The 19,850-nt window shown below is 74.6% G+C and carries 14 protein-coding genes; 11 read left to right on the forward strand and 3 right to left on the reverse strand.

The features are described from left to right. Window positions 1–51: 51 nt before the first annotated feature. Entirely contained in the window at window positions 52–243 is a 192-nt protein-coding gene (locus R2740_RS03825; protein WP_371301368.1) for a hypothetical protein, read from the reverse strand. A 173-nt stretch (window positions 244–416) separates the two neighbouring features. Here R2740_RS03825 and R2740_RS03830 point away from each other — a divergent pair, with 173 nt between their 5' ends. The 8 genes from R2740_RS03830 to R2740_RS03865 all read left to right on the forward strand — a co-directional run bounded on the left by R2740_RS03830 (window position 417) and on the right by R2740_RS03865 (window position 14,342). Beyond that, entirely contained in the window at window positions 417–650 is a 234-nt protein-coding gene (locus R2740_RS03830) for a hypothetical protein (protein ID WP_371301369.1), read from the forward strand. Window positions 651–805: 155 nt separating this feature from the next. Further along, entirely contained in the window at window positions 806–5,638 is a 4,833-nt protein-coding gene (locus R2740_RS03835) for an Ig-like domain-containing protein (protein WP_371301370.1), read from the forward strand. 220 nt (window positions 5,639–5,858) lie between these two features. After that, on the forward strand, window positions 5,859–6,845 hold the full coding sequence (locus tag R2740_RS03840; protein WP_371301371.1) for a hypothetical protein: 987 nt from the start codon (window positions 5,859–5,861) through the stop codon (window positions 6,843–6,845). Window positions 6,846–6,910: 65 nt separating this feature from the next. Beyond that, window positions 6,911–7,879 (forward strand): AAA family ATPase, encoded by a 969-nt coding sequence (locus R2740_RS03845; protein WP_371301372.1) that lies wholly within the window; start codon window positions 6,911–6,913, stop codon window positions 7,877–7,879. A 1-nt stretch (window position 7,880) separates the two neighbouring features. Then, window positions 7,881–9,137 (forward strand): DUF58 domain-containing protein, encoded by a 1,257-nt coding sequence (locus R2740_RS03850; protein WP_371301373.1) that lies wholly within the window; start codon window positions 7,881–7,883, stop codon window positions 9,135–9,137. Beyond that, on the forward strand, window positions 9,134–11,515 hold the full coding sequence (locus R2740_RS03855) for a transglutaminaseTgpA domain-containing protein (protein ID WP_371301374.1): 2,382 nt from the start codon (window positions 9,134–9,136) through the stop codon (window positions 11,513–11,515). The genes R2740_RS03850 and R2740_RS03855 overlap by 4 nt, the downstream gene beginning before the upstream one ends. Continuing rightward, window positions 11,512–12,768, forward strand: coding sequence for an FHA domain-containing protein (locus tag R2740_RS03860; protein WP_371301375.1), 1,257 nt, complete (start codon window positions 11,512–11,514; stop codon window positions 12,766–12,768). The genes R2740_RS03855 and R2740_RS03860 overlap by 4 nt, the downstream gene beginning before the upstream one ends. Beyond that, window positions 12,765–14,342: a serine/threonine-protein kinase gene (locus R2740_RS03865; RefSeq protein ID WP_371301376.1), complete on the forward strand. Its 1,578-nt coding sequence runs from the start codon at window positions 12,765–12,767 to the stop codon at window positions 14,340–14,342. Before R2740_RS03860 ends, R2740_RS03865 begins: the two co-directional genes overlap by 4 nt. A 38-nt stretch (window positions 14,343–14,380) precedes the next feature. Here the strand turns inward: R2740_RS03865 and R2740_RS03870 are convergent, their stop codons facing one another. Then, entirely contained in the window at window positions 14,381–14,749 is a 369-nt protein-coding gene (locus tag R2740_RS03870; RefSeq protein ID WP_371301377.1) for an NYN domain-containing protein, read from the reverse strand. Window positions 14,750–14,789: 40 nt separating this feature from the next. Further along, window positions 14,790–16,976 carry an MMPL family transporter gene (locus R2740_RS03875; protein ID WP_371301378.1) on the reverse strand — a complete coding sequence of 729 codons (2,187 nt, stop codon included), beginning with the start codon at window positions 16,974–16,976 and terminating at the stop codon, window positions 14,790–14,792. A 173-nt stretch (window positions 16,977–17,149) separates the two neighbouring features. On the opposite strand from R2740_RS03875, the gene R2740_RS03880 reads away from it, so the two are divergent. The 3 genes from R2740_RS03880 (at window position 17,150) to R2740_RS03890 (ending at window position 19,669) form a co-directional block, all read left to right on the forward strand. Then, on the forward strand, window positions 17,150–18,283 hold the full coding sequence (locus R2740_RS03880) for a sensor histidine kinase (RefSeq protein WP_371301379.1): 1,134 nt from the start codon (window positions 17,150–17,152) through the stop codon (window positions 18,281–18,283). Beyond that, window positions 18,280–18,945 carry a response regulator gene (locus R2740_RS03885; protein ID WP_371301380.1) on the forward strand — a complete coding sequence of 222 codons (666 nt, stop codon included), beginning with the start codon at window positions 18,280–18,282 and terminating at the stop codon, window positions 18,943–18,945. Before R2740_RS03880 ends, R2740_RS03885 begins: the two co-directional genes overlap by 4 nt. Before the next feature lie 169 nt (window positions 18,946–19,114). Further along, the gene (locus R2740_RS03890; RefSeq protein WP_371301381.1) at window positions 19,115–19,669 is read left to right on the forward strand and encodes a DUF2306 domain-containing protein; all 555 of its coding nucleotides are present in this window, start codon (window positions 19,115–19,117) and stop codon (window positions 19,667–19,669) included. The last annotated feature ends 181 nt before the right edge of the window (window positions 19,670–19,850 follow it).

Genomic DNA, 19,850 nt, shown 5'->3' on the forward strand with positions numbered 1-19,850 from the left:
TCACGACATCGACCGGCGCCTCGGGTCCGGACCCCGCCCGGGCCGCCGGCCTCAGGCGCCGAGCGCCTCGAGCCCGTAGTAGACGACGAAGGCGGGCCAGACCAGTCCTTCGAGCACCGCCAGCACATGCGGCCAGAAGCCGTCCGCCTGCATCCAGAAGTAGACCCACGCCCCGAAGATCCCGAGGGCATAGATCGCGTTACCCGTCTGGGCGTTCGCGTTCTTGGTGGCCACGAGAGTCACCTCCTCACCTCGACGCTAGCGGGCCGCGCACGCCCCGCGGATGTCTGCTCGGTCACGTCGTGAGGCCGGCGCCGCCCCCAGTTCCGGCGTTCGCCGGACGCGCGGGCCGGCCGCTGCCAGACTCGGCGACAAGGCGGCGCGCACGGCGTCGACCACACCCCGTGGAGCACGAGATGAGCACACCAGCCGGATGGTTCCCGGAGCCGACTCCGGGCGGCGACTCCCTGGCCGAGGACGGCCACGAGATCCAGCCCCTGGCGCTGGTGCTCGCCCTGGTGCCGCTGCTGGGCATCGTGCTCGGTGCCGTGGCCATGGCCCGCGGCAGACAGCTGACCGGCTTCCTGATGATCGCCGTGAGCATCGCGAGCTCGATCATCGTGCAGACCTACCACCTCGCCCTGACCTGAGCTCCGGTCCCGCCGCCCCGGCCGCGGGAGTGGGCCGCGACCCGCGAGCCGCTCCCACGAGCGCGACCGGTGCGGACCGGTTCCCCCTGGGCGGCCGATTCGGCCTAGCATGACCGCGGTGGACGGCGACGTCCGCGACAGGGGACACGAAGGGGATGGACACGGTGCGACCGCGGGGGCTGCCGAAGCGCGCCCGGGGCATCGCTGCCTTCCTCGGGGTCAACGCCGTCGTCATCGGCCTGGCCGCGACCTACCACGGCGTCCCGATGGCGCAGGTGCACCTCAACGACGGCGGCGTCTGGGTGACCAACGGCTCGATGCGGCTGGCGGCCCACCTCAACTACCCCTCGCGGACGCTCGACGGCGGGGTCGTCGCGCCGTCGGGTGACTTCGACGTCAGCCAACAGGCCAACGACATCGCCCTGCACGACCTGGGCCAGAGCACCGTCAGCAGCATCGACACCGCCACCGTCGAGATCGGGACGCCGGTCCCGCTGGCGGGTCTCGCGGCCGTGCAGGGCGGCGACGTCGTCGCCGTGGCCGACGCCCGCAAGGGTCGCGTCTGGGCGGTGCCGGTGGCCGAGCTGGGCCTGTTCAGCCCCGACACCGACCCGCTGCTCGACGAGCTCGACGGCGTGCAGGTCGCGGTCTCCGACACCGGCACCGTCGCCGCCGTCGAGACCGACGGCACCGTCCACCTGGTCACCGGCGTCACCCACGGCACCCTCACGGTCACCGACGGCGGCAGGGTCGCCGACCTCCCTCCCGACGCCGGGTTCACCCTCACCATGGTCGGCTCGACCGTGGTCGCCCTCGACGACGAGGGCCACGTGCACACCACCACCGGCGCCTCCGCCGACGCCGTACCGGCCGGTTCGGCGCTGCAGCTCCCCGGCCCGGGCGCCGACGACGTCGTCCTGGCCGCGCCCGACGGCCTGGTCTCGATGGGCCTCGACGGGGGCGGCCTCGACCGGCTCGGTCCCACCCTCGGCAGCGGTGCCCCCGCGGCCCCGGCCGTCGTCGGCGGCTGCGTCTACGGCGTGTGGAGCGGCACCGGCAGCTATGTCCGCGACTGCCCTGGCGACGCCGACGACGTCAACGAGGCCTACGACGCGCTGGCCGACACCGAGCTGCCGCAGTTCCGGGTCAACCGCGACGTGGTGGTGCTCAACGACACCGCCAACGGCAACGTCTTCCTGGTCAACGACGGGATGCGGCTGGTCGACAACTGGGACGACATCGCCCAGAGCCTCACCGAGGACGAGAAGACCAAGAAGACCAAGGACAAGAAGAAGACCCGGGCCGCGCCCAAGCGCACCGACAAGAACACCGACCCGAAGGCGCATCCCGACTCCTTCGGCGTCCGCCCGGGTCGCGCGACCGCGCTGCCGGTGCTCGCCAACGACACCGACGCCGACGGCGACTTCCTCACCGCCTCCGCCAAGGGCTCCTCGCTCGGCACCGTCTCCCGGGTGCGCGGCGGCGCCGCCCTGCAGCTGACCCCCGACAGGGGCGTCGAGGCCGGCACCGACACCTTCTCCTACACCGCCTCCGACGGTCGCGGCGGCGAGGCCACCTCCACGGTCCGGGTCGAGGTCCACGACTGGAACGTCAACGGCGCCCCGCAGCGGCTCGAGGGTCGGCGCAGCGTCGTCGAGCTCGGCACCCGCGCCGAGACCCGCTACAACCTGCTCTCCGACTGGGTCGACCCCGACGGCGACCCGGTGTTCCTCAAGTCCGTGGGCGGCACCAAGTCGATCGCGGTCGAGTTCACCCCCGACGGCGAGGTCGACCTGCGCCACCTGGGCACCGGCGACCCGGGCCGGCAGAGCCTGCCCGTGGTCATCTCCGACGGCCGCGCCGAGACCACCGGCGACCTGCTGGTCGACGTGCTCGGCAAGGACAACGTGCCGCCGGTCGCCAACGGCGACCACGTCCAGGTCGTCGCGGGGGAGCAGGCCGTCGTGCGTCCGATCGCCAACGACTCCGACCCCAACGGCGACGAGCTGCGGCTCACCCAGGTCGACCCGGGCAAGGGCGGCCTGCGCACCCGGATGGACACCGAGACCAGCACGTTCACGGTCGACGCGAAGACCCCCGGCACGTCGTACGTCGGCTACCAGGTCTCCGACGGGCCGACCGTCAGCGCGGCGGTGGTGCGCGTCGACGTGATCGAGCGCGGTCGCTCCCAGGCGCCGGTGGCCGACAACGACATCGCCACCCTCCCCGCCGGCGGCTCGACGCTGGTCGACGTGCTCGCCAACGACGACGACCCGACCGGTGGGGTGCTGGTGGTCACCGGCGTCACCACCGACACCTCCGGCACCGCCCCGGACCTGTCCGTCCAGGTGGTCAACAACCAGCTGCTCCGGGTCAGCGCGCCGAGCGGTCTGGAGACCCCGGCCGAGGTGGGCTACACGATCTCCAACGGCTATGACACGGCCTCGGCGCGGGTCACCGTGGTGCCGCTGCCCGCCGTGCCCACCACCAAGCCGCCGGTGCCGGTCAACGACCAGGGCACCGTGCGCGCGGGCGACGTCATCACCATGCCCGTCACCGACAACGACACCTCGCCCTCGGGCGCGCCGCTCACGGTCGAGCCGGAGCTGCAGGTGCCCGCGGGCCAGCCGCCGGGGGAGGCGTGGGTGTCGGAGAACACGGTGCGGTTCCGGGCCGGCAGCCAGCCCGGCCGGGTCCGGCTCACCTACACCGTGCGCGACACCCACCAGAACTACGCCTCCGCCGAGGTGGTGCTCACCATCAGGGCGCTCGACGGCGACCGCAACTCGCCGCCGTCGCCCGAACCGCTGGTCGGCCGGGTGATCGCGGGCAGGTCGGTCGCGCTGCACGTGCCTCTCGACGGCATCGATCCCGACGGCGACTCGGTGTCGCTGCTCGGTCTCGACCAGGCACCGGAGTACGGCACCGCCGTGGTCGAGGACGGCTCGCTGCGCTACACCGCGCCCGAGGACGCCAGCGGCACCGATCGGTTCAGCTATCGCGTCGAGGACCGCTTCGGCGCGGTCGCGACCGGCAGCGTCAGCGTCGGCATCGCCCCCAGCGACGGGCTCAACCAGCCGCCGGTCCCGATCCTCGACGAGGTGAGCGCGCGGCCCGAGCGGGCGCTCACCATCGCCGTGGCGGCCAACGACCTCGACCCCGACGGCGACGCGGTCGCCGTGGTGCCCGACTCGGTCGAGCCCGTCGACGAGACCACCACCACGCCGGCCGAGGTGGCCGACGGACGGGTGGCGCTGACGACGCCGCCCACCGAGGCGCTGCTGCAGTACACCTACGACGTCACCGACCACCGCGGCGGCCGGGCCACCGGCAACCTCACCGTGGCGGTGTCGCCCGACGCGCCGCTGCTCGCGCCGATCGCCCGCGACGACTACGTCAGCGTCGCCTCGGTCGTCGGTCAGGACTCCGTGCGGGTGCCGGTGCTCGACAACGACGACGACCCCGACGGCAGCGTCGCCGAGCTCGTGGTCTCCACCGAGGAGGCCGGCGTGCGGGTCGCCGGTGACGGCAGCCTGGTGATCCCGGTCGCCGACGAGCGGCGGCTGGTGCTCTACGACGTCACCGACCAGGACGGCCTGGTCGGGCGCGCCGTGGTCGTCGTACCCGGCGCGGCCGAGCAGCCTCCGGTGCTCGACGAGGACAAGGTGCCCGTCGAGGTCGAGGCCGGCGAGGAGCTGGTGCTGCCGCTGGCCGACTACGTCACCGTCCGGTCCGGGCGCTCGCCGCTGCTCGCGTCGGTCGAGGAGGAGCTGCAGGCCGGGCCCGGCGCCGATGGCTCCCCGCTGGCGCGTGACAACAAGACGCTGGTGTTCCGGTCACGTCCCGACTTCGCGGGACTCACCTCACTGACCTTCGAGGTCACCGACGGCTCCAGCCTCGACGACCCCGACGGCCTCACCGCCGTGCTGACGCTGCCGATCCAGGTGACCTCGGCGCGCAACACCCCGCCGACCTTCCAGCCCTCCACGGTCTCGGTCGCGGCCGGCGACCAGCCGACCACCGTCGACCTGGGCGCCATGGTCACCGACCCCGACCCCGGCGACCAGGGCCGGGTCACCTTCAAGGTCGTCGGCGCCAGCAAGGCCTTCGACGTGTCGGTGCGTGGCCAGCAGCTGCGCGTCAGCGCACCCGCCGACGTCACTCCCGGCACCCTCGGGACCGTCGACCTCTCGTTGACCGACGGTCGCTCCGACGCCGTGTCCGGTTCGCTGCCGCTGCGGGTGGTCGCCTCCACCAGGCCGCTGATGACGACCACGCCGATCGTCATCGACGACGCCACCGCCGGCGAGCCCCGCAAGGTCGACGTCAAGCCCTACGTCACCAACCCGTTCGCCGCCGAGGGCAAGCCGATCGAGGTGGTCGGCGTCCAGGCCGCCAACGGCTCGGTCAGCCAGAGCGGCACCACGCTGACGATCACCCCCCAGGCCGGGTTCCACGGCCAGATGACGGCGCAGTACACCGTCGCCGACGCCACCCATGACCGTCGCCGGCAGGTCCAGGGCCTGGTCCGGCTCACCGTGCGCGACCGTCCCGACGCGCCCACCGCCGTGGTCGCCGAGACCCACCTCTCGCACACCGCGACCGTCAGCTGGCGGGCGCCCGCCAACAACGGCGCCGAGATCACCAACTACGCCGTCAGCTGGACCGGCCAGGACCGCGGCAGCCGCGACTGCGGCCGGGTCACCACCTGCACGGTCGACGGGCTGCCCAACAACAAGACGATCACGTTCACCGTGGTGGCCGCCAACGAGGTCGGGGACAGCGACCCCTCGGCCCGCTCCAACGAGGTCCGGCCCGACGTCAAGCCGGATCAGCCGGCCCCGCCGACCACGGAGTTCGGAGACCGGCAGATCACCGTCCACTGGACCAAGCCGCACACCGACGGCTCTCCGGTCACCAGCTACACCCTCGAGGTGAGCCCGCCGGTCGGCGGCGTCACCCAACGGAGACCACCGGCACCTCGTTGACCTGGAACGGCCTCAGCAACGGGACGGCCTACACCTTCCGGGTGCAGGCGCACTCGCTGGCCGAGAGCCCTCGGACTGGTCCGACACGTCCGCCCCGGAGGTCCCCGCCGGACCGCCGCAGGCCCTCGGTGCGCCGCGGGTCGCCAAGGACCCGGCCAGCAACCTCGACCCGAGCGCGACCATCTCGTGGTCCCAGCCCGACCCGAACGGCGACCCGTCGATGACCTACGAGGTTCGCAAGACCGGCGGCAGCACCGTCTGCGGCGAGCAGCCGTCACTCAGCTGCCACGTCACCCTCCAGGTCGCCACCACCGACCAGACCTTCGAGTTCCGCGCCCACAACAAGGCCGGCTGGAGCGACTGGTCGCCGGTCTCCAACGCGATCCGGGCGTTCAAGAAGCCCGGCACGGTCAGCAACCTCCGGCTCACCCCGACCGGCGTCTCCAACCAGGTGAGGTTCGACTTCGGTGCGGCCGCCGGCAACGGCGCACTGCCCTCCGAGATCACCTACTACTGGTCGGCTGGCTCGAGCCAGGGACAGGTCACCCCGGGACAGCTGGTCACCAGCGCCGCGGCGTTCCCCAACGGCACCAACCAGTCGGTGCGGGTGTGGGCCCGGAGCAACGTCAAGGGCGAGGTGGTCGACGGCGATGCGGTGACCGGCACGGTCAACGCCTTCGGCCCACCGACCAGCAACATCTCGATCACCACCAGCAGTGGCTACCAGTCGGTGGGCTTCACCTGGAACGCCAGCGGCGCCGCCAACGGCCGGCCCGTCAGCGCGGTGCAGATCTCCGTCAACGGCGGCGGCTGGTCGTCGGCCCCGATCAGCGGCTCCCAGACGGTCAGCACCGGCCAGGGCAGCACCGTCACCCTCGCGGTGCGGGCGATGAGCTCGGGCACGGCGTGGGGCACGGCGAAGTCCGCCAGCGGCACCTCGTGGCCGCCGTCGGACTACCAGTGGCGCCGAGGCGCGGCGGTGGCCTGTCCCGGCACCATCCAGGGCACCTGCAAGTACGTCCAGGTGAAGCTCACCGACTACCGCCCCAACAGCACGGTCCACTGCCACATGACCGGCAACGGCGCCGCCGACTACAACGCCGACCTCGGCGTGGACGGCGGCGGCAACCGTGACTGGACCAACACCGGCAAGATCCAGGACGGCTACGTCCCGCCGTCGGAACCGATCACCTGCACCCAGAACTAGCCCCGACGCCCGGGACGACTGCGTCCCGAGCCGAGGCGCCCCGGACCCCACGAGGAAGCCCGCGCATGACCCTGACGCCCGACCACGCCGCCTGGTTCTCCGAGACGTTCGCCACGATCACCGACAACGTCGGGCAGGCGCTGCTCGGCAAGGAGCCGGTGATCCGGCTGGCGCTGACCTGCATGCTCACCGAGGGACACCTTCTGCTGGAGGACGCTCCCGGCACCGGCAAGACGGCGCTGGCCCGGGCGATCGCCGCGTCCGTCCAGGGCACCCACAACCGGATCCAGTTCACCCCCGACCTGCTGCCCTCCGACATCACCGGCGTGACGATGTACGACCAGGGCAGCGGCCGCTGGGAGTTCCACCGCGGCCCGATCTTCGCCTCTATCGTGCTGGCCGACGAGATCAACCGGGCCTCGCCGAAGACCCAGTCCGCACTGCTGGAGGTGATGGAGGAGTCGCACGTCACCGTCGACGGCACCCGTCACGAGACCGGCCGGCCCTTCATGGTGATCGCCACCCAGAACCCGATCGAGCAGGCCGGCACCTATCGACTGCCGGAGGCGCAGCTCGACCGGTTCCTGATGAAGACCTCGGTCGGCTACCCCGACCTCGAGGCGTCGCTGCAGGTGCTCGCCGGGTCGGCCCGCCCCGACCGCACCCAGGACCTGCAGCCGGTGGTCACGACCGACGCCGTGGCGGAGATGGCCGACCTGGTCCGCGACAACCACGTCGACCAGGCGGTGCTGCTCTACGTCCAGCAGCTCGCGCAGGCCACCCGCGACGATCCCGACACCACCCTCGGGGTCTCCACCCGGGGCGGCATCGCGATGGTGCGGGCGGCCCGGGTCTGGGCCGCCGCGCAGGGCCGCAACTACGTCACGCCCGACGACGTCAAGGCACTCGCCCAGCCGGTCTGGTCGCACCGGATCGTGCTCGATCCCGAGGCCGAGTTCGCCGGCACCACGCAGGCGTCCGTCCTCGCCCGGGCTCTCGACACCGTGGCCCCGCCGCAGGCCCGAGGCGCCTGAGGTGGCTCTCGGCAGCCCGGTTGCCGCCGTCGGGTCGCCCCGGCGGCGGCTGCGCGACCGCCTCGCCGACGCGGTCGGCGCGGCCCGCGACCGCGCCCTGGAGCGCGCGCCGTGGCTCGGCGTACCGTCCCTGCTCGGGTACGCCGTCGCGCTGGTCGGTCTGGCCGCCCTGGTCGCCGGGCTCGTCGGGCAGTGGGTCGAGCTGACCCTGCTCGGGGCCGGCTGGCTCGTCGTCACGGTGGTGGCGGTCGGGTGGACCCTGGCCCGGGTGCGCTACGCCGCCAGCATCGAGCTGGAGAGCCAGCGGGTGGTCGTCGGCTCGCGGGCCTGGGGCGCGGTGGTCGTCCGCAACGAGGTGGGCAGGGCCAGCCTGCCGACCACCGTGTCGCTGCCCGTGGGGAGCTCCTCGGCCAGCTTCCGGGTGTCCGGTCTGGGGCGCGGCGAGGAGCACCGCGAGGTGTTCTCGGTGCCGGCGCGGCGCCGCGGTGTGGTCACCCTCGGCCCGGTGGTGGCCGTGCACGGCGACCCGCTCGGGCTGCTGCGCCGCGAGCAGCCGTGGAGCGAGCCCGTCGACCTGTTCATCCACCCCCGCACCGTGCCGCTCGACGCCGACACCAGCGGCTTCCTCCGCGACATCGAGGGAGTCACCACGCAGGACCTGTCGTCCTCCGACGTGTCCTTCCACGCGCTGCGCGACTACGTGCCCGGCGACGACCGCCGCTCGGTGCACTGGAGGACCACCGCCCGGGTGGGCCGGCTGATCGTGCGCCAGTTCGAGGAGACGCGGCGCTCCCACCTGCTGGTGATGCTCTCGCTGCGCCCCGAGGAGTACGCCGACCCCGAGGACCTCGAGACCGCCGTCTCCGTCGCCGGCTCCCTCGCCCTGCACGCGTTGCGGGAGGAGCGCGAGGTGAGCGTCGTGACCCAGCGCGGCCGGCTCTCGTTCGGCAGCGGGCCGGGGCTGCTCGACCGGCTGGCCGCCGTCGAGGCGCTGCCCGGGGCGCACGGGGTGATCGACCTGGTCGGCCAGGCCGTCGGTGCCGTGCCGGCCGCGTCGGTGGCCGCGCTGGTCACCGGCGCGGCCGTCCAGGCCCGCGAGCTGCACGCCGCCTCCCGGCAGCTGCCGCTGGACGTGCGCGCCTTCGCAGTGCGCTGCGACGGCACCCGCGCGCTCACCCGCAACCGGGTGGGCTCGCTCGCCGTGCTCGACGTCGGCACCGTCGAGGACCTGCCGGCCGGCATGCGGGGCCTGCGATGAGTGCCACCGGCATGAGCGCGCCGGCACCGAGCCGCCGGCAGCTGGTCGACCTGGGGGCGATGGCGGTGCTGCTCGGGGTCGGGGTGCTGTCCTTCGGGCCGGTGTTCGACGGCCGCGCGGGCTACCTCGCGGCCGGCGTCGGCGTGCTGCTCGGCGGCGCGGCGGCCGTGCTCGGGGCCTGGCGGCGGTGGGGCTTCTTCGCGGTCGCGGCGCTGGTGCTGGCGGCGTACTTCCTCGCCGGCGGGCCGGTCGCGCTGCCCGACACCCTGGTGGCCGGGGTGCTGCCGTCGGCGGAGACGCTGCACCGGCTGCTGATGCTCAGCTTCCAGTCGTGGCGGGACCTGCTGACCGTCGCGCCGCCTGCCGACGCCTTCGCGGGGCCGGCCGTCGTCCCGTTCCTGTCCGGGCTGCTGGCCTCGGTGCTCGCCGTGTCCGCGGCGCTGCGGCTGCGGCGCTGGTCGCTGCTCGCGGTGCTCCCGGCGCTCGCGCTGCTCCTGGTCGGCATCCTGTGGGGCGTCAAGCAGGCGCCGCTGGCCGCGGTGCTGGGCGGCCTGTTCACCGTCGTGGCCCTCGGCTGGGCAGCCTGGCGGCAGGGGCACCGCCGCGAGGACGACTCGGCCGAGATCCTGCAGCAGCCGACCCTCGCCCAGCCGCGCCTCCAGCAGGGTGCGCTGGCCGCGGTGCTGCTCGCGCTGGCGGCGCTCGGCGGCGTCGGGGTGGCCGCCGCCGCCCCCCACCAGGACCGCTACGTGCTGCGCGAGGACGTCACCCCGCCGCTCGACCTGCGCGACTACGCCACGCCGCTGACGCTGTTCCGCTCCTTCGAGCGGGACCGCAAGAAGGCGGTGCTGTTCACGGTCGACGGGCTGCCCGAGGGCGCCCGCATCCGGCTGGCCGCCCTGGACACCTACGACGGCAACGTCTTCCGCGTGGGCGACGGCTCGGCGGGCTACCGCCGGGTCGGCACCAGCATCGCGCCCTCGCAGCCCGGCGACCTGCCGGTGACCTCGCTCAGCGTCGACATCGACGAGTACGCCGGCGTCTGGCTCCCCGGCAGCGGCGACCTGCGCGGCGTCCGCTTCACCGGGCCGGAGTCGTCGCTGCTGGCCGACGGGCTCTACTACAACCCCGACACCGGCAACGCGCTGACCACCGCCGGGCTGCGGTCGGGGTCGGCCTACGACCTCGAGGTGGCCTTCCCGCAGCTGCCCGGCAAGGCGGCGCTGGAGCGGGCATCCGTCGCCGACGTGGTGCTCCCCGAGCCCACCGGCGTCCCCGACGTCGTGGGCAAGCTGGCTCCCGAGCTGGTGGGCAAGGCCGAGACGCCCTACGACCAGCTGACCGCGCTGGCCGAGCAGCTCCGCACCCAGGGCTTCTTCTCCGACGGGTCGCGCACCAGCTCCCGGCCCGGGCACACCACCGAGCGGATCTCCACCTTCCTGTCCGGGACCCAGCTGGTCGGCGACGACGAGCAGTACGCCGTGGCGATGGCGCTGATGGCCCGGCACCTGCACCTGCCGGCCCGGGTGGTGATGGGCTTCGTCCCGGAGGCCTCGCAGGCCCTCGACGGGCCGCTGCCGGTCACGGGTGCGGACGCCCGGGTCTGGGTCGAGGTCGACTTCGCCGGCCTCGGGTGGGTGCCGTTTGACCCGACGCCCGAGCGCGACAAGACGCCCGACACCAAGGCGCCGCGACCGCAGGACGACCCGCAGCCCGAGGTGCTGCCCCCGCCCGACCCGCCGCGGGAGCCCCCGGCTCCACCGCTGGACTCCGCCGAGGACGACCGCGACCGCGACCCCGACGCGGCCCACCCCTGGGTGATCGTGGTGATCTGGGTGGCCGGCGGGCTCGGCGTGCTCCTGCTCGCCGCCCTCCCGCTGGTGCTGGTCGCCTGGGCCAAGCGTCGCCGTCGCCGCCGCAGGCTCGCGGCGGAGCGCCCCGCGGACCGGGTCTCGGGCGCCTGGGACGAGGTCGTCGACCACGCCGTCGACGCCGGCTTCACCCGGTCACCGGTGGCCACTCGCCACGAGACCGCCGGGCTGCTGGCGCAGACCTACCCGGTCGCCGGCTCCGTGGCGGTGGCCGACCGCGTCGACCGCTCGGTGTTCGGTGGCCTGGACCCCTCGCCCGACGAGGTGGACGCGGTGTGGAGCGAGGTCGACCGGATGCGCGGGGAGCTGGGTGCCGGGCTGACCCGTTCGAGGCGCTGGCGGGCGCGCTACTCCACGCGGTCGCTGCGCGGCCGGCGTACGCCCGGACGAGGGGGGTGGGCGCGTGGGCTCCCGACCCACGTCGCAGGGCTGTTTCGCCGGACCGCCACGCGCCGACGTCCGAGCGGCGACAATGCCGGTGTGGACCCACGGGGAGGACGGCGGTGACGATCGCGGTGCGCTGGACGGCCGGCCGGCATCACGGCCTGGCCTGGCCGGGCGGCGTCGCGCTGCTGCACGGGTCACTGCCGCTGACCACGCTCGGTGCGCTGCTCGAGGGGCTGGTGGCCCGCCCCGGTGACCTCGACGACGTCTGCCGCCGCCTCGACGGTGCCGCTCCGACCGTCCCCGCCGCGGTCGCCGTCCACACCGAGGGCGACGTGGCCGCGGCGCTGCGGACCCCCGACGGCTGGACCCGGCAGCCGCTCGGCAGCGTGGCCGGGGTCCGGCTGGTGCTCGACGCGCTGCCCGCCTCGCACGAGCCGGGGACGATCGACCCGGCCGCCCGTCCCCTGGAGGTGGGGCTGGTCCCCGCCGACTCGCTGCTGTGGCGGGTGCCCGGCAGCGCCGCTGCGTCGGCCCCACCCTCGGCGGTCCCCAGCCGCCCCTCGGATCCCGTTCGGCCTGCTGCCCGACCCCCTGCGCGGCCCCCGGCCACGCCGCCGGGTCGGTCCGGCCTGATCACCGGCGTGCCGCGCGACCTGCCCCGCGGCCCCAGCTCGCCCATCCGGCCGGACACGCCCGTCCCGCCCGGCTTCGTCCCGCCGGGCCCGGTCCCGTCCGCCCCCGCGGACGCCGGCCCACCGGCGCCGCCGGCGGCCGCTCCGCCACCACCGCCGACGCCCGCGTCTCCTCCGGTCGACCCGGGCCGCGACCGCGCCCAACCCCCGCCCGACCACGACGGCCTCACCGTCGCGCGCCCCGGTCCGCCGCCGGCGAGCAGCCCGGCGGGCGGCGCCGGCCACCCACCGGGCGACCCGCGCTCGGTGCTCGCCCTGGTCTGCCCGCAGGGTCATCCCAACCCGCCGTCCCAGCCGGTGTGCCGCACCTGCCTGCTGGCGCTGGCCGGTCCGGCACGCCGGGTCGCCAGGCCGACCCTCGGCGTCGTCCGCGGCGCCGGCGTCGAGCTCGAGCTCACCGGGCCGGTGGTGATCGGTCGCAAGCCGCGACGTCAGCCCGGCGGCGCCGAGGAGCCGTTGCTGCTGCCGGTGGCCGTGCCCCACGTGTCGGGCTCGCACGTCGAGCTGCGGATCGACGGCTGGGCGGTGCTGGCCGCCGACCTCGACTCCACCAACGGCACCTTCCTGCGGCGGCGCGGCGAACCGACCATGCGGCTCTCCTCGACTCCCACGCCGCTGGTCGACGGCGACGTCCTCGACCTCGGCCACGGCGTCCAGCTGACCGTCGAGGGGCTGCCGTGACGCAGCGGGCGTCGGTCCCGCCGCAGATCCCCGGCTTCCGGGCGGTCGACCTGCTCGGGCGCGGCGGGTTCGCCGACGTCTTCGCCTACGAGCAGCTCGGTCTGGGGCGCCGGGTCGCGGTCAAGGTGATGCTCGAGGGGATCACCCCCGACAGCCAGCGGCTCTTCGAGTCCGAGGCCAACGTGATGGCCCAGCTGTCCAACCACCCCTCGATCGTCTCGATCTACCAGGCCGGGGCCGCGGCCGACGGCCGCCCGTTCCTGGTGATGGAGTACTGCCCGCCCCCCCATCTGGCCGCCCGGCTGCGCCAGCAGCCGCTGTCGGTGAGCAAGGCGCTCGAGGTCGGCGTCCAGATCGCCGGCGCCGCCGAGAGCGCTCACCGGATCGGCGTGCTGCATCGCGACATCAAGCCGGTCAACATCCTGTTCACGGAGTTCGGGCGCCCGGCCCTGACCGACTTCGGGATCTCGGTCACCCTCCACCACGACGCCGGGCCGGCGGTCAACGGGTTGTCGGTGGCGTGGGCGCCACCCGAGCAGATCGAGGGCGACCAGCCGATGGACGCCTCGGCCGACGTCTACTCCCTGGCGGCGACGATCTGGGCCACGCTGGCCGGCCACGGCCCGTTCATCCGGCGCGGCGAGCGCAACGACGACGGCACCGTCGCGCAGCGCGTCCGCACCGAACCGGTGCCCCGCACCGGCCGGGACGACGTACCCGTCGAGCTGGAGAGGGTGCTCGCCACCGCGATGGGCAAGAGGCCCGAGCAGCGCTTCGCCACCGCCATGGAGCTGGCCCGGGCGCTGCAGCAGGTGCAGGCCCAGCAGCGGATGTCGGTCACCCCCGTCGACGTGCGCGAGGAGCAGCGGACGACGACCGAGCACCTCGTCGAGGGCGGCACCCGGCTGTCCAGCTTCGTGGTCATCGACCCCGACCGTCCGCGTCCCGGCCGGGGCGGCACGGGCACCGGGGGCAGCGCCGGCTCGGCGACCGACCGGGTCTCGGCGCCGTCGGGCAGCGCCTCGCTTCCGACCGGCCGGGCTCCCGGCTCGGACGACGTCCCCTGGGGGGTCCACGACGCCGGCGACACGGTCGTACGCCGGCCGGCCGGCGAGGCGGGGGTCGCGGGTGACCCCCAGCCGCCCGGGAGCGGTGGCCGGCGTCCCGGCGCGGTGGTCGCAGCGGCCCTCGCGGTGGCCGCGCTGGTCGCCGCGGCCGCCGTGGCGATCCCGCGGCTCGCCGAGCAGCCACCGGACCCCGGGTCGCAGAGTCCTGACCCGACCCGCTCGGCGCAGCCCCAGGACCCGCTCGGCGAGGTGGTGCCGTCGCCCACCGATGTGCGGGTGCGTGCGAATGGCGGCACCGCGGTGGTCCGCTGGCGCAACCCCGACCCGCGCGACGGCGACACCTTCCTGGTGCAGGTGCAGGACGTGCCGGCACCGCCGCCGGAGCAGGTGTCCGGGCTGCGGGTGGTGGTGGCCGCGACCCCCGGACGCACCTGTGTCGAGGTCTCGCTGGTGCGGTCCACCGGGCGGGCCAGCGTGACCCCAGCCCAGGCCTGCTCGGCCGGTTGACCAGGTGACCGGTTGGCCGGGTGATCGGCTGGCCGGCGTCAGAGCCGGTCGAGCAGCCAGCTCGGGCTCAGGACGGAGGCGCCGACCCCGGCCACCCGGGCCGCCAGCGCCCGGTCGGCGGTGACCACGGTGACCTCGGCGCCCTGCTCGGCCGCGGCCCGGGCGGCGGCCACGATCGCGCTGTCGCCGTCGCGTGCCGCGTGGACGGTCTCCACGTGGGCGTCGCGCCCCGGCCGGACACCCTGCTTGGCGTGCCCCTCCAGCACCAGCACCACGCGGTCGCCGGGCACGTCCGCGGTGAGCAGCGACCGATGCAGCCGCTCCGCCGCCCCGGGCCGGTCCTTCCACCAGCCGTCCGGCCGGGCGCCCACGACGTTGGCGGCGTCGACCACGAGCACGGAGACCACCGGCCCACCCTAAGCCTCGATCCACCGACCTGCTGCGGGGTCACCCCACGGGCACCGCGGCGGGCTCCTCGGCGGCAGGCTGCCCCGGGTCGCCGGTCTCGACGTCGAGGTGGGGCAGCAACCGGTCCAGCCATGCGGGGAGCCACCAGTTCGCGGGTCCCATCAGCTTCATGATCGCGGGCACCAGCACCAGACGGACCACGGTGGCGTCGACGAGCACGGCGGTCGCGAGCCCCAGGCCGAGCATCTTCAGGATCGGGTCCTCGCCGAGCACGAAGCCGCCGAACACCGCGACCATGATCGCCGCCGCGGACGAGATGGTGCGTGCCGTCGTGGCCAGCCCGTGGACGACGGCCTCGTCGGAGTCGCCGGTGCGGAGGTACTCCTCGCGGATCCGCGACAGCAGGAAGACCTCGTAGTCCATCGAGAGCCCGAACAGGATCGCGAACATGAACAGCGGGATGAATGAGATGATCGGCACCGTCGACTCGAGGCCGATCAGCGAGGCCCCCCAGCCCTTCTGGAACACCATGACGAGGACGCCGTACGCCGCTCCGACGCCGAGCAGGTTCAGGACCGCGGCCTTGAGCGGCACCAGCACGGAGCGGAAGACCATCATCAGCAGCAGGAACGACAGCAGCACCACGGCGGCGACCAGGATCGGCAGCCGCTGCTGGACCCGCTGGCCGAGGTCGTCGAGGCTGGCGCTGTAGCCCCCGACGTGGGCGTGCGCGCCGCTGCCCTCGAGCGCGGCGGGCAGCACCTCCTCGCGCAGCCGGTCGATCGTCGTGACCGTGGCCTCGTCCTGGGGCGCGGTGGTCGGCTGAGCGGACACCACGGTGACCGTGGCGTCCGGCGCACCGGGCACCACGAGTGCCGCGGCGACCCCGGGGTCGTCGTCCAGCGCGGTGAGCACGTCGTCGACGACGCGCGGCGACGTGGAGTCGATCGCCACCAGCAGCGGGCCGGTGGCGCCGGGTCCGAAGCCCTCGGCGACCAGGTCATAGGCCCGCCGCTCGGTGCGCGACTCCGGCATGCTGCCCTGGTCGGGCAGCCCCAGTCGCAGGCCGAGCACGGGCACCGAGAGCGCCACCAGGGCCACCGCACCCGCGACGGCGTAGGGACCCGCGTGCCGGGTGACGTGTCGTCCCCAGCGCTCCCAGCGGCGCACGGTGCCGGTCACGGCCGCGCGTCGACCCGGCAGCCGGTCCAGCAGCCGGGCCAGCGGTCCCCGCCGGGTGAGGCGGTCACCGGCCAGCCCCAGCAGTGCCGGCAGCAGGGTCAGCGCCGCGAGGACCATCACGAGCACCACGACCGCGATCCCGACACCGCCCGCCGCGACGAACGGGAGACCGGCGAAGGCCAGGCCCAGGATCGCCACGACCACGATGCCGCCGGCCACCACCACGGACTGGCCGGCCGTCGCGAGCGCCTGCCCGACGGCCTCGGTCACGGGCGCCCCGGCGGCGCGCTGCTCCCGGAACCGGGTGAGCAGGAGCAGCGCGTAGTCGATGCCGACGCCGAGCCCGACCATCGCGGCCATCGCCGGCGTCCAGCTCGGGATGGCGACCAGGTGCGCGACGAGCGGCAGCAGGCTGGCGCCGACGAGGAGGCCGACCAACGCCACCGCGAGAGGCAGCCCGGCCGCGAGCAGCGAGCCGAACGCCAGCAGCAGGATCACCAGGGCGGCGACCAGGCCGAGGACCTCTCCGACGTTGGTGGTCGGCTCCTCGAAGCTGAAGTACAGGTCCCCTCCGGCCTCGATCTGGAGCGAGGAGCCGGGGCGGGCGGCGTCGAGGGCGTCCTTCAGCGACACCAGGTCGCCGTGGCCGAGCTCCTCGATCGGTGGATAGCTCAGGGTGACCACGGCGACCCGCCGATCGGGGGAGACGACCTCGGTGCTGGTCACCACCGCGTCGGCACCGGCCACCCGGTCGCGCAGCGCCCGCAGGTCGGCGGCCGGGGTCGCGTCGTCGAACGTGACGGCCGGGTCGCGCGGCGTCGCGGCGACGTACGCCGTCAACCCGCCGCGGTCCGTCCCGTCCGCGGCCAGCAGGTCGGCGGCCGCCTGTGAGTCGGTGCCGGGTGCGGCCATCGTGTCGTCCAGGGTGCGCCCGACGCCGACGGAGGCGGCGACCACCAGGACGGAGACGAGCAGCCAGGCGCCCAGCGCCGGCCAGGGGCGGCGGGCCGACCAGCGACCCCAGCGGTACAGCAGCGACGACATGGTGCCTCTCCTCGCGTCGGTGATGCCGGGGCGTTCCCGGCGGGTCCAGGCTCGCGTCGCGGAGGGGGCGGGCGGATCGGCAACGAGGCCCGACCTGGCTCGGCCCGTGGGAGGGTCGGCGAGTCCTCCTTTCGGTGGAGCCGCGGCGGTGTCGCGGTCCCTAGGCTGGGTGGGTGGACTTCTGGCGTGCGCTCTGGCATGAGTCCCGGCCCGCCCACATCCCGCCGCGGGGCCCGCGGGACTGGGCGCTGGTCGCGGTGTTGTCGGTGACCGCGCTCGGCGAGGCGATCTGGCGTCCCGACGTGGCCTGGCGGCCGGTGGTCACGGTGGTGGCGCTGGTCGTCGTGGGTCTGCTCCCGTGGCGTCGGGAGCGGCCGCTGGCGTGCCTCCTCGCGGGCTTCGGCCTCGGGATGACGCTGACGACGGCCCAGCTCGTGGCCGGCACGGCAGACCTCGGCCTCTACACGATGATCGTGGTCCTGGTCCTGCTCTACTCCCTGGTCCGGTGGGGGTCGGGCCGGGAGATCGTGGTCGGGCTCGCCTTCGTGGCCGTGGCGGCGGCCTACGGCTTCTCGGCGACCACGAACGGTCCCGGTGACCTGGTGGGCGGCATCGCCGTGCTGCTGGTGGCGATCGCGGACGGCGCGGCGTTCCGCTACCGAGCCGACCTGTGGGACCGCCAGCTGGCGGAGGCGCGGAGCGAGGAGCGGGTCGGCCTGGCGCGGGAGCTGCACGACACCGTCGCGCACCACGTCTCGGCGATCGCGGTCCAGGCCCAGGCCGGCCGCGCGGTGGCCGCCACCCGGCCCGAGGCGGCGCTGCAGACCCTGGCCACCATCGAGCAGGAGGCCTCGCGCACGCTGGCCGAGATGCGGGCGATGGTGTCGGTGCTCCGGCATGGTGAGGACGCGGAGTACGCCCCGCAGCCGGGGGTCGCCGACCTGCTGCGGCTGGCTCGGCCGGACGCTCGCCCTCGGGTCGAGGTCCGGCTCCGCGGAGACCTCGTCGACCTGACCCCGATGGTCGACACGGCGATCTACCGGATCGCCCAGGAGTCGCTCACCAACGCCCTGCGGCACGCCGGAGGAGCCACCGCCGTGGAGATCGAGGTGAGCGGCGACCCGGCCTCGGTGCGGCTCCAGGTGACCGACGACGGTCGCCTCGCCGCCGTGGCCGCCGAGGGTGGGTTCGGGCTGGTCGGGATGCGCGAGCGCGCCGAGCTGCTCGGGGGGAGGCTGACCGCGGGCCCCTCCTCCCGGGGCGGCTGGGTGGTGCGGGCCGAGCTGCCGAGGGAGAACGTGGGATGAGCGAGCCGATCCGAGTCGTGATCGCCGACGACCAGGAGCTGGTGCGCACCGGCCTGGCGATGATCCTGGGCGCGCAGGACGGGGTCGAGGTGGTCGGCGAGGCCGTCGACGGGCCGTCGGCGGTCGACGCCGTACGCCGGCTCCGACCCGACGTGCTGCTGGTGGACATCCGGATGCCCGGCTTCGACGGGGTCGAGGTGACCCGCCGACTCGCCGGGCCCGACGTGGCCGACCCGACCGCCGTGGTGGTGATCACCACCTTCGACCTCGACGAGTACGTCCACGGCGCACTGCGTGCGGGGGCCCGGGGCTTCCTGCTCAAGGACGCGGGCCCGGAGCTGCTGCTCCAGGCCGTGCGCGCCGCGGCGCGAGGCGATGCGCTGGTCGCGCCCAACGTGACCCGGCGGCTGCTGGCGACCTGGGCGGCCCAGCAGCCGGCCCAGGCTCCCGCGCAGCCCCTGGAGCCGCTCACCGATCGCGAGGAGGAGGTGTTGACGCTGGTGGCGCGCGGTCGCACCAACGCCGAGATCGCCGCCGAGCTCTTCATCGGCGTCACCACCGTGAAGACCCATGTCACCTCGCTGCTCACCAAGCTGGGCGCCCGCAACCGGGTGGAGATCGCGATGTGGGCCTACGACACCGGCCGCCTCGCCGGCGGGTGACCGGCCGAGGGTAGGGGCTGCCCCACCCTGGGCTCAGGGTGACCCAGGGCTCTTGCGGGCCATGCCCGGTGCCCGCGGACCGGGTCCGCGGCCAGGCTCGGGTCATGTCTCGTCGATCCTCCCCCGCGCTCGCCTCGGTCTCGGTCTCGCCACCGCGGGCTGCCTGTTCGTGGGCCTCTACGCCGTGGCCCTCACCGCGTCGGGCTTCCGACTGCTGCCGCCGGACGTGGCGGCCAACGGCCTGCCGCTGGCCCTGAAGGTCCATGTCGCCACCGCCGGCGTCGCGCTCCTGCTGCTGCCCTGGCAGCTGTGGCCGGCCCTCCGGCGGCGGGTCCGGTGGCATCGGTGGCTCGGCCGGGGGTACGCCGTCGCGGCCGTCGCGGGCGGCGTCTCCGGCACAGCGGCAGCGGTCGGGACGCAGGCCGGCCCGGTGGCCGGCACCGGCTTCGGCGTGCTCGGCGTCCTGTGGACGGTCTCGACCGTGGCGGCGGTGCTGGCCGCCCGGGGTGGGGACCCGGTGGCCCACCGGCGTTGGGCGGTCCGCTCCTTCGCCCTGGCGTTCGCGGCCGTGACGCTCCGTCTCGAGCTGCCGCTGGCCGCGATCGCCGGCGTCGGGCTCGACGTGGCCTACCCGGCCGTGGCGTGGTGGTGCTGGGTGCCCAACCTCGTGGTGGCCGAGTGGTGGTGGGGACGCCGTACCTCGCAAGAATTTGCCACCGCGTGACGTCTGTTTCGTCACGGGGGCGAAAGGTCGTCACGACGCTTCTTCAGGGTGAAAGTAACCCCCATGGGGGAGGGCTATATGCCCCTTTCGGGCGCTCGGCCGGTCACGGTTGAGAAAATCTGTCCGCGAAACCTACGGTGGAGTAGCCCAATCGGGCCCCGGCATCGCATCATTGTGCACC

Source organism: Nocardioides sp. (assembly GCF_041393715.1).
In the GTDB taxonomy this organism is placed as follows: Bacteria; Actinomycetota; Actinomycetes; order Propionibacteriales; family Nocardioidaceae; genus Nocardioides.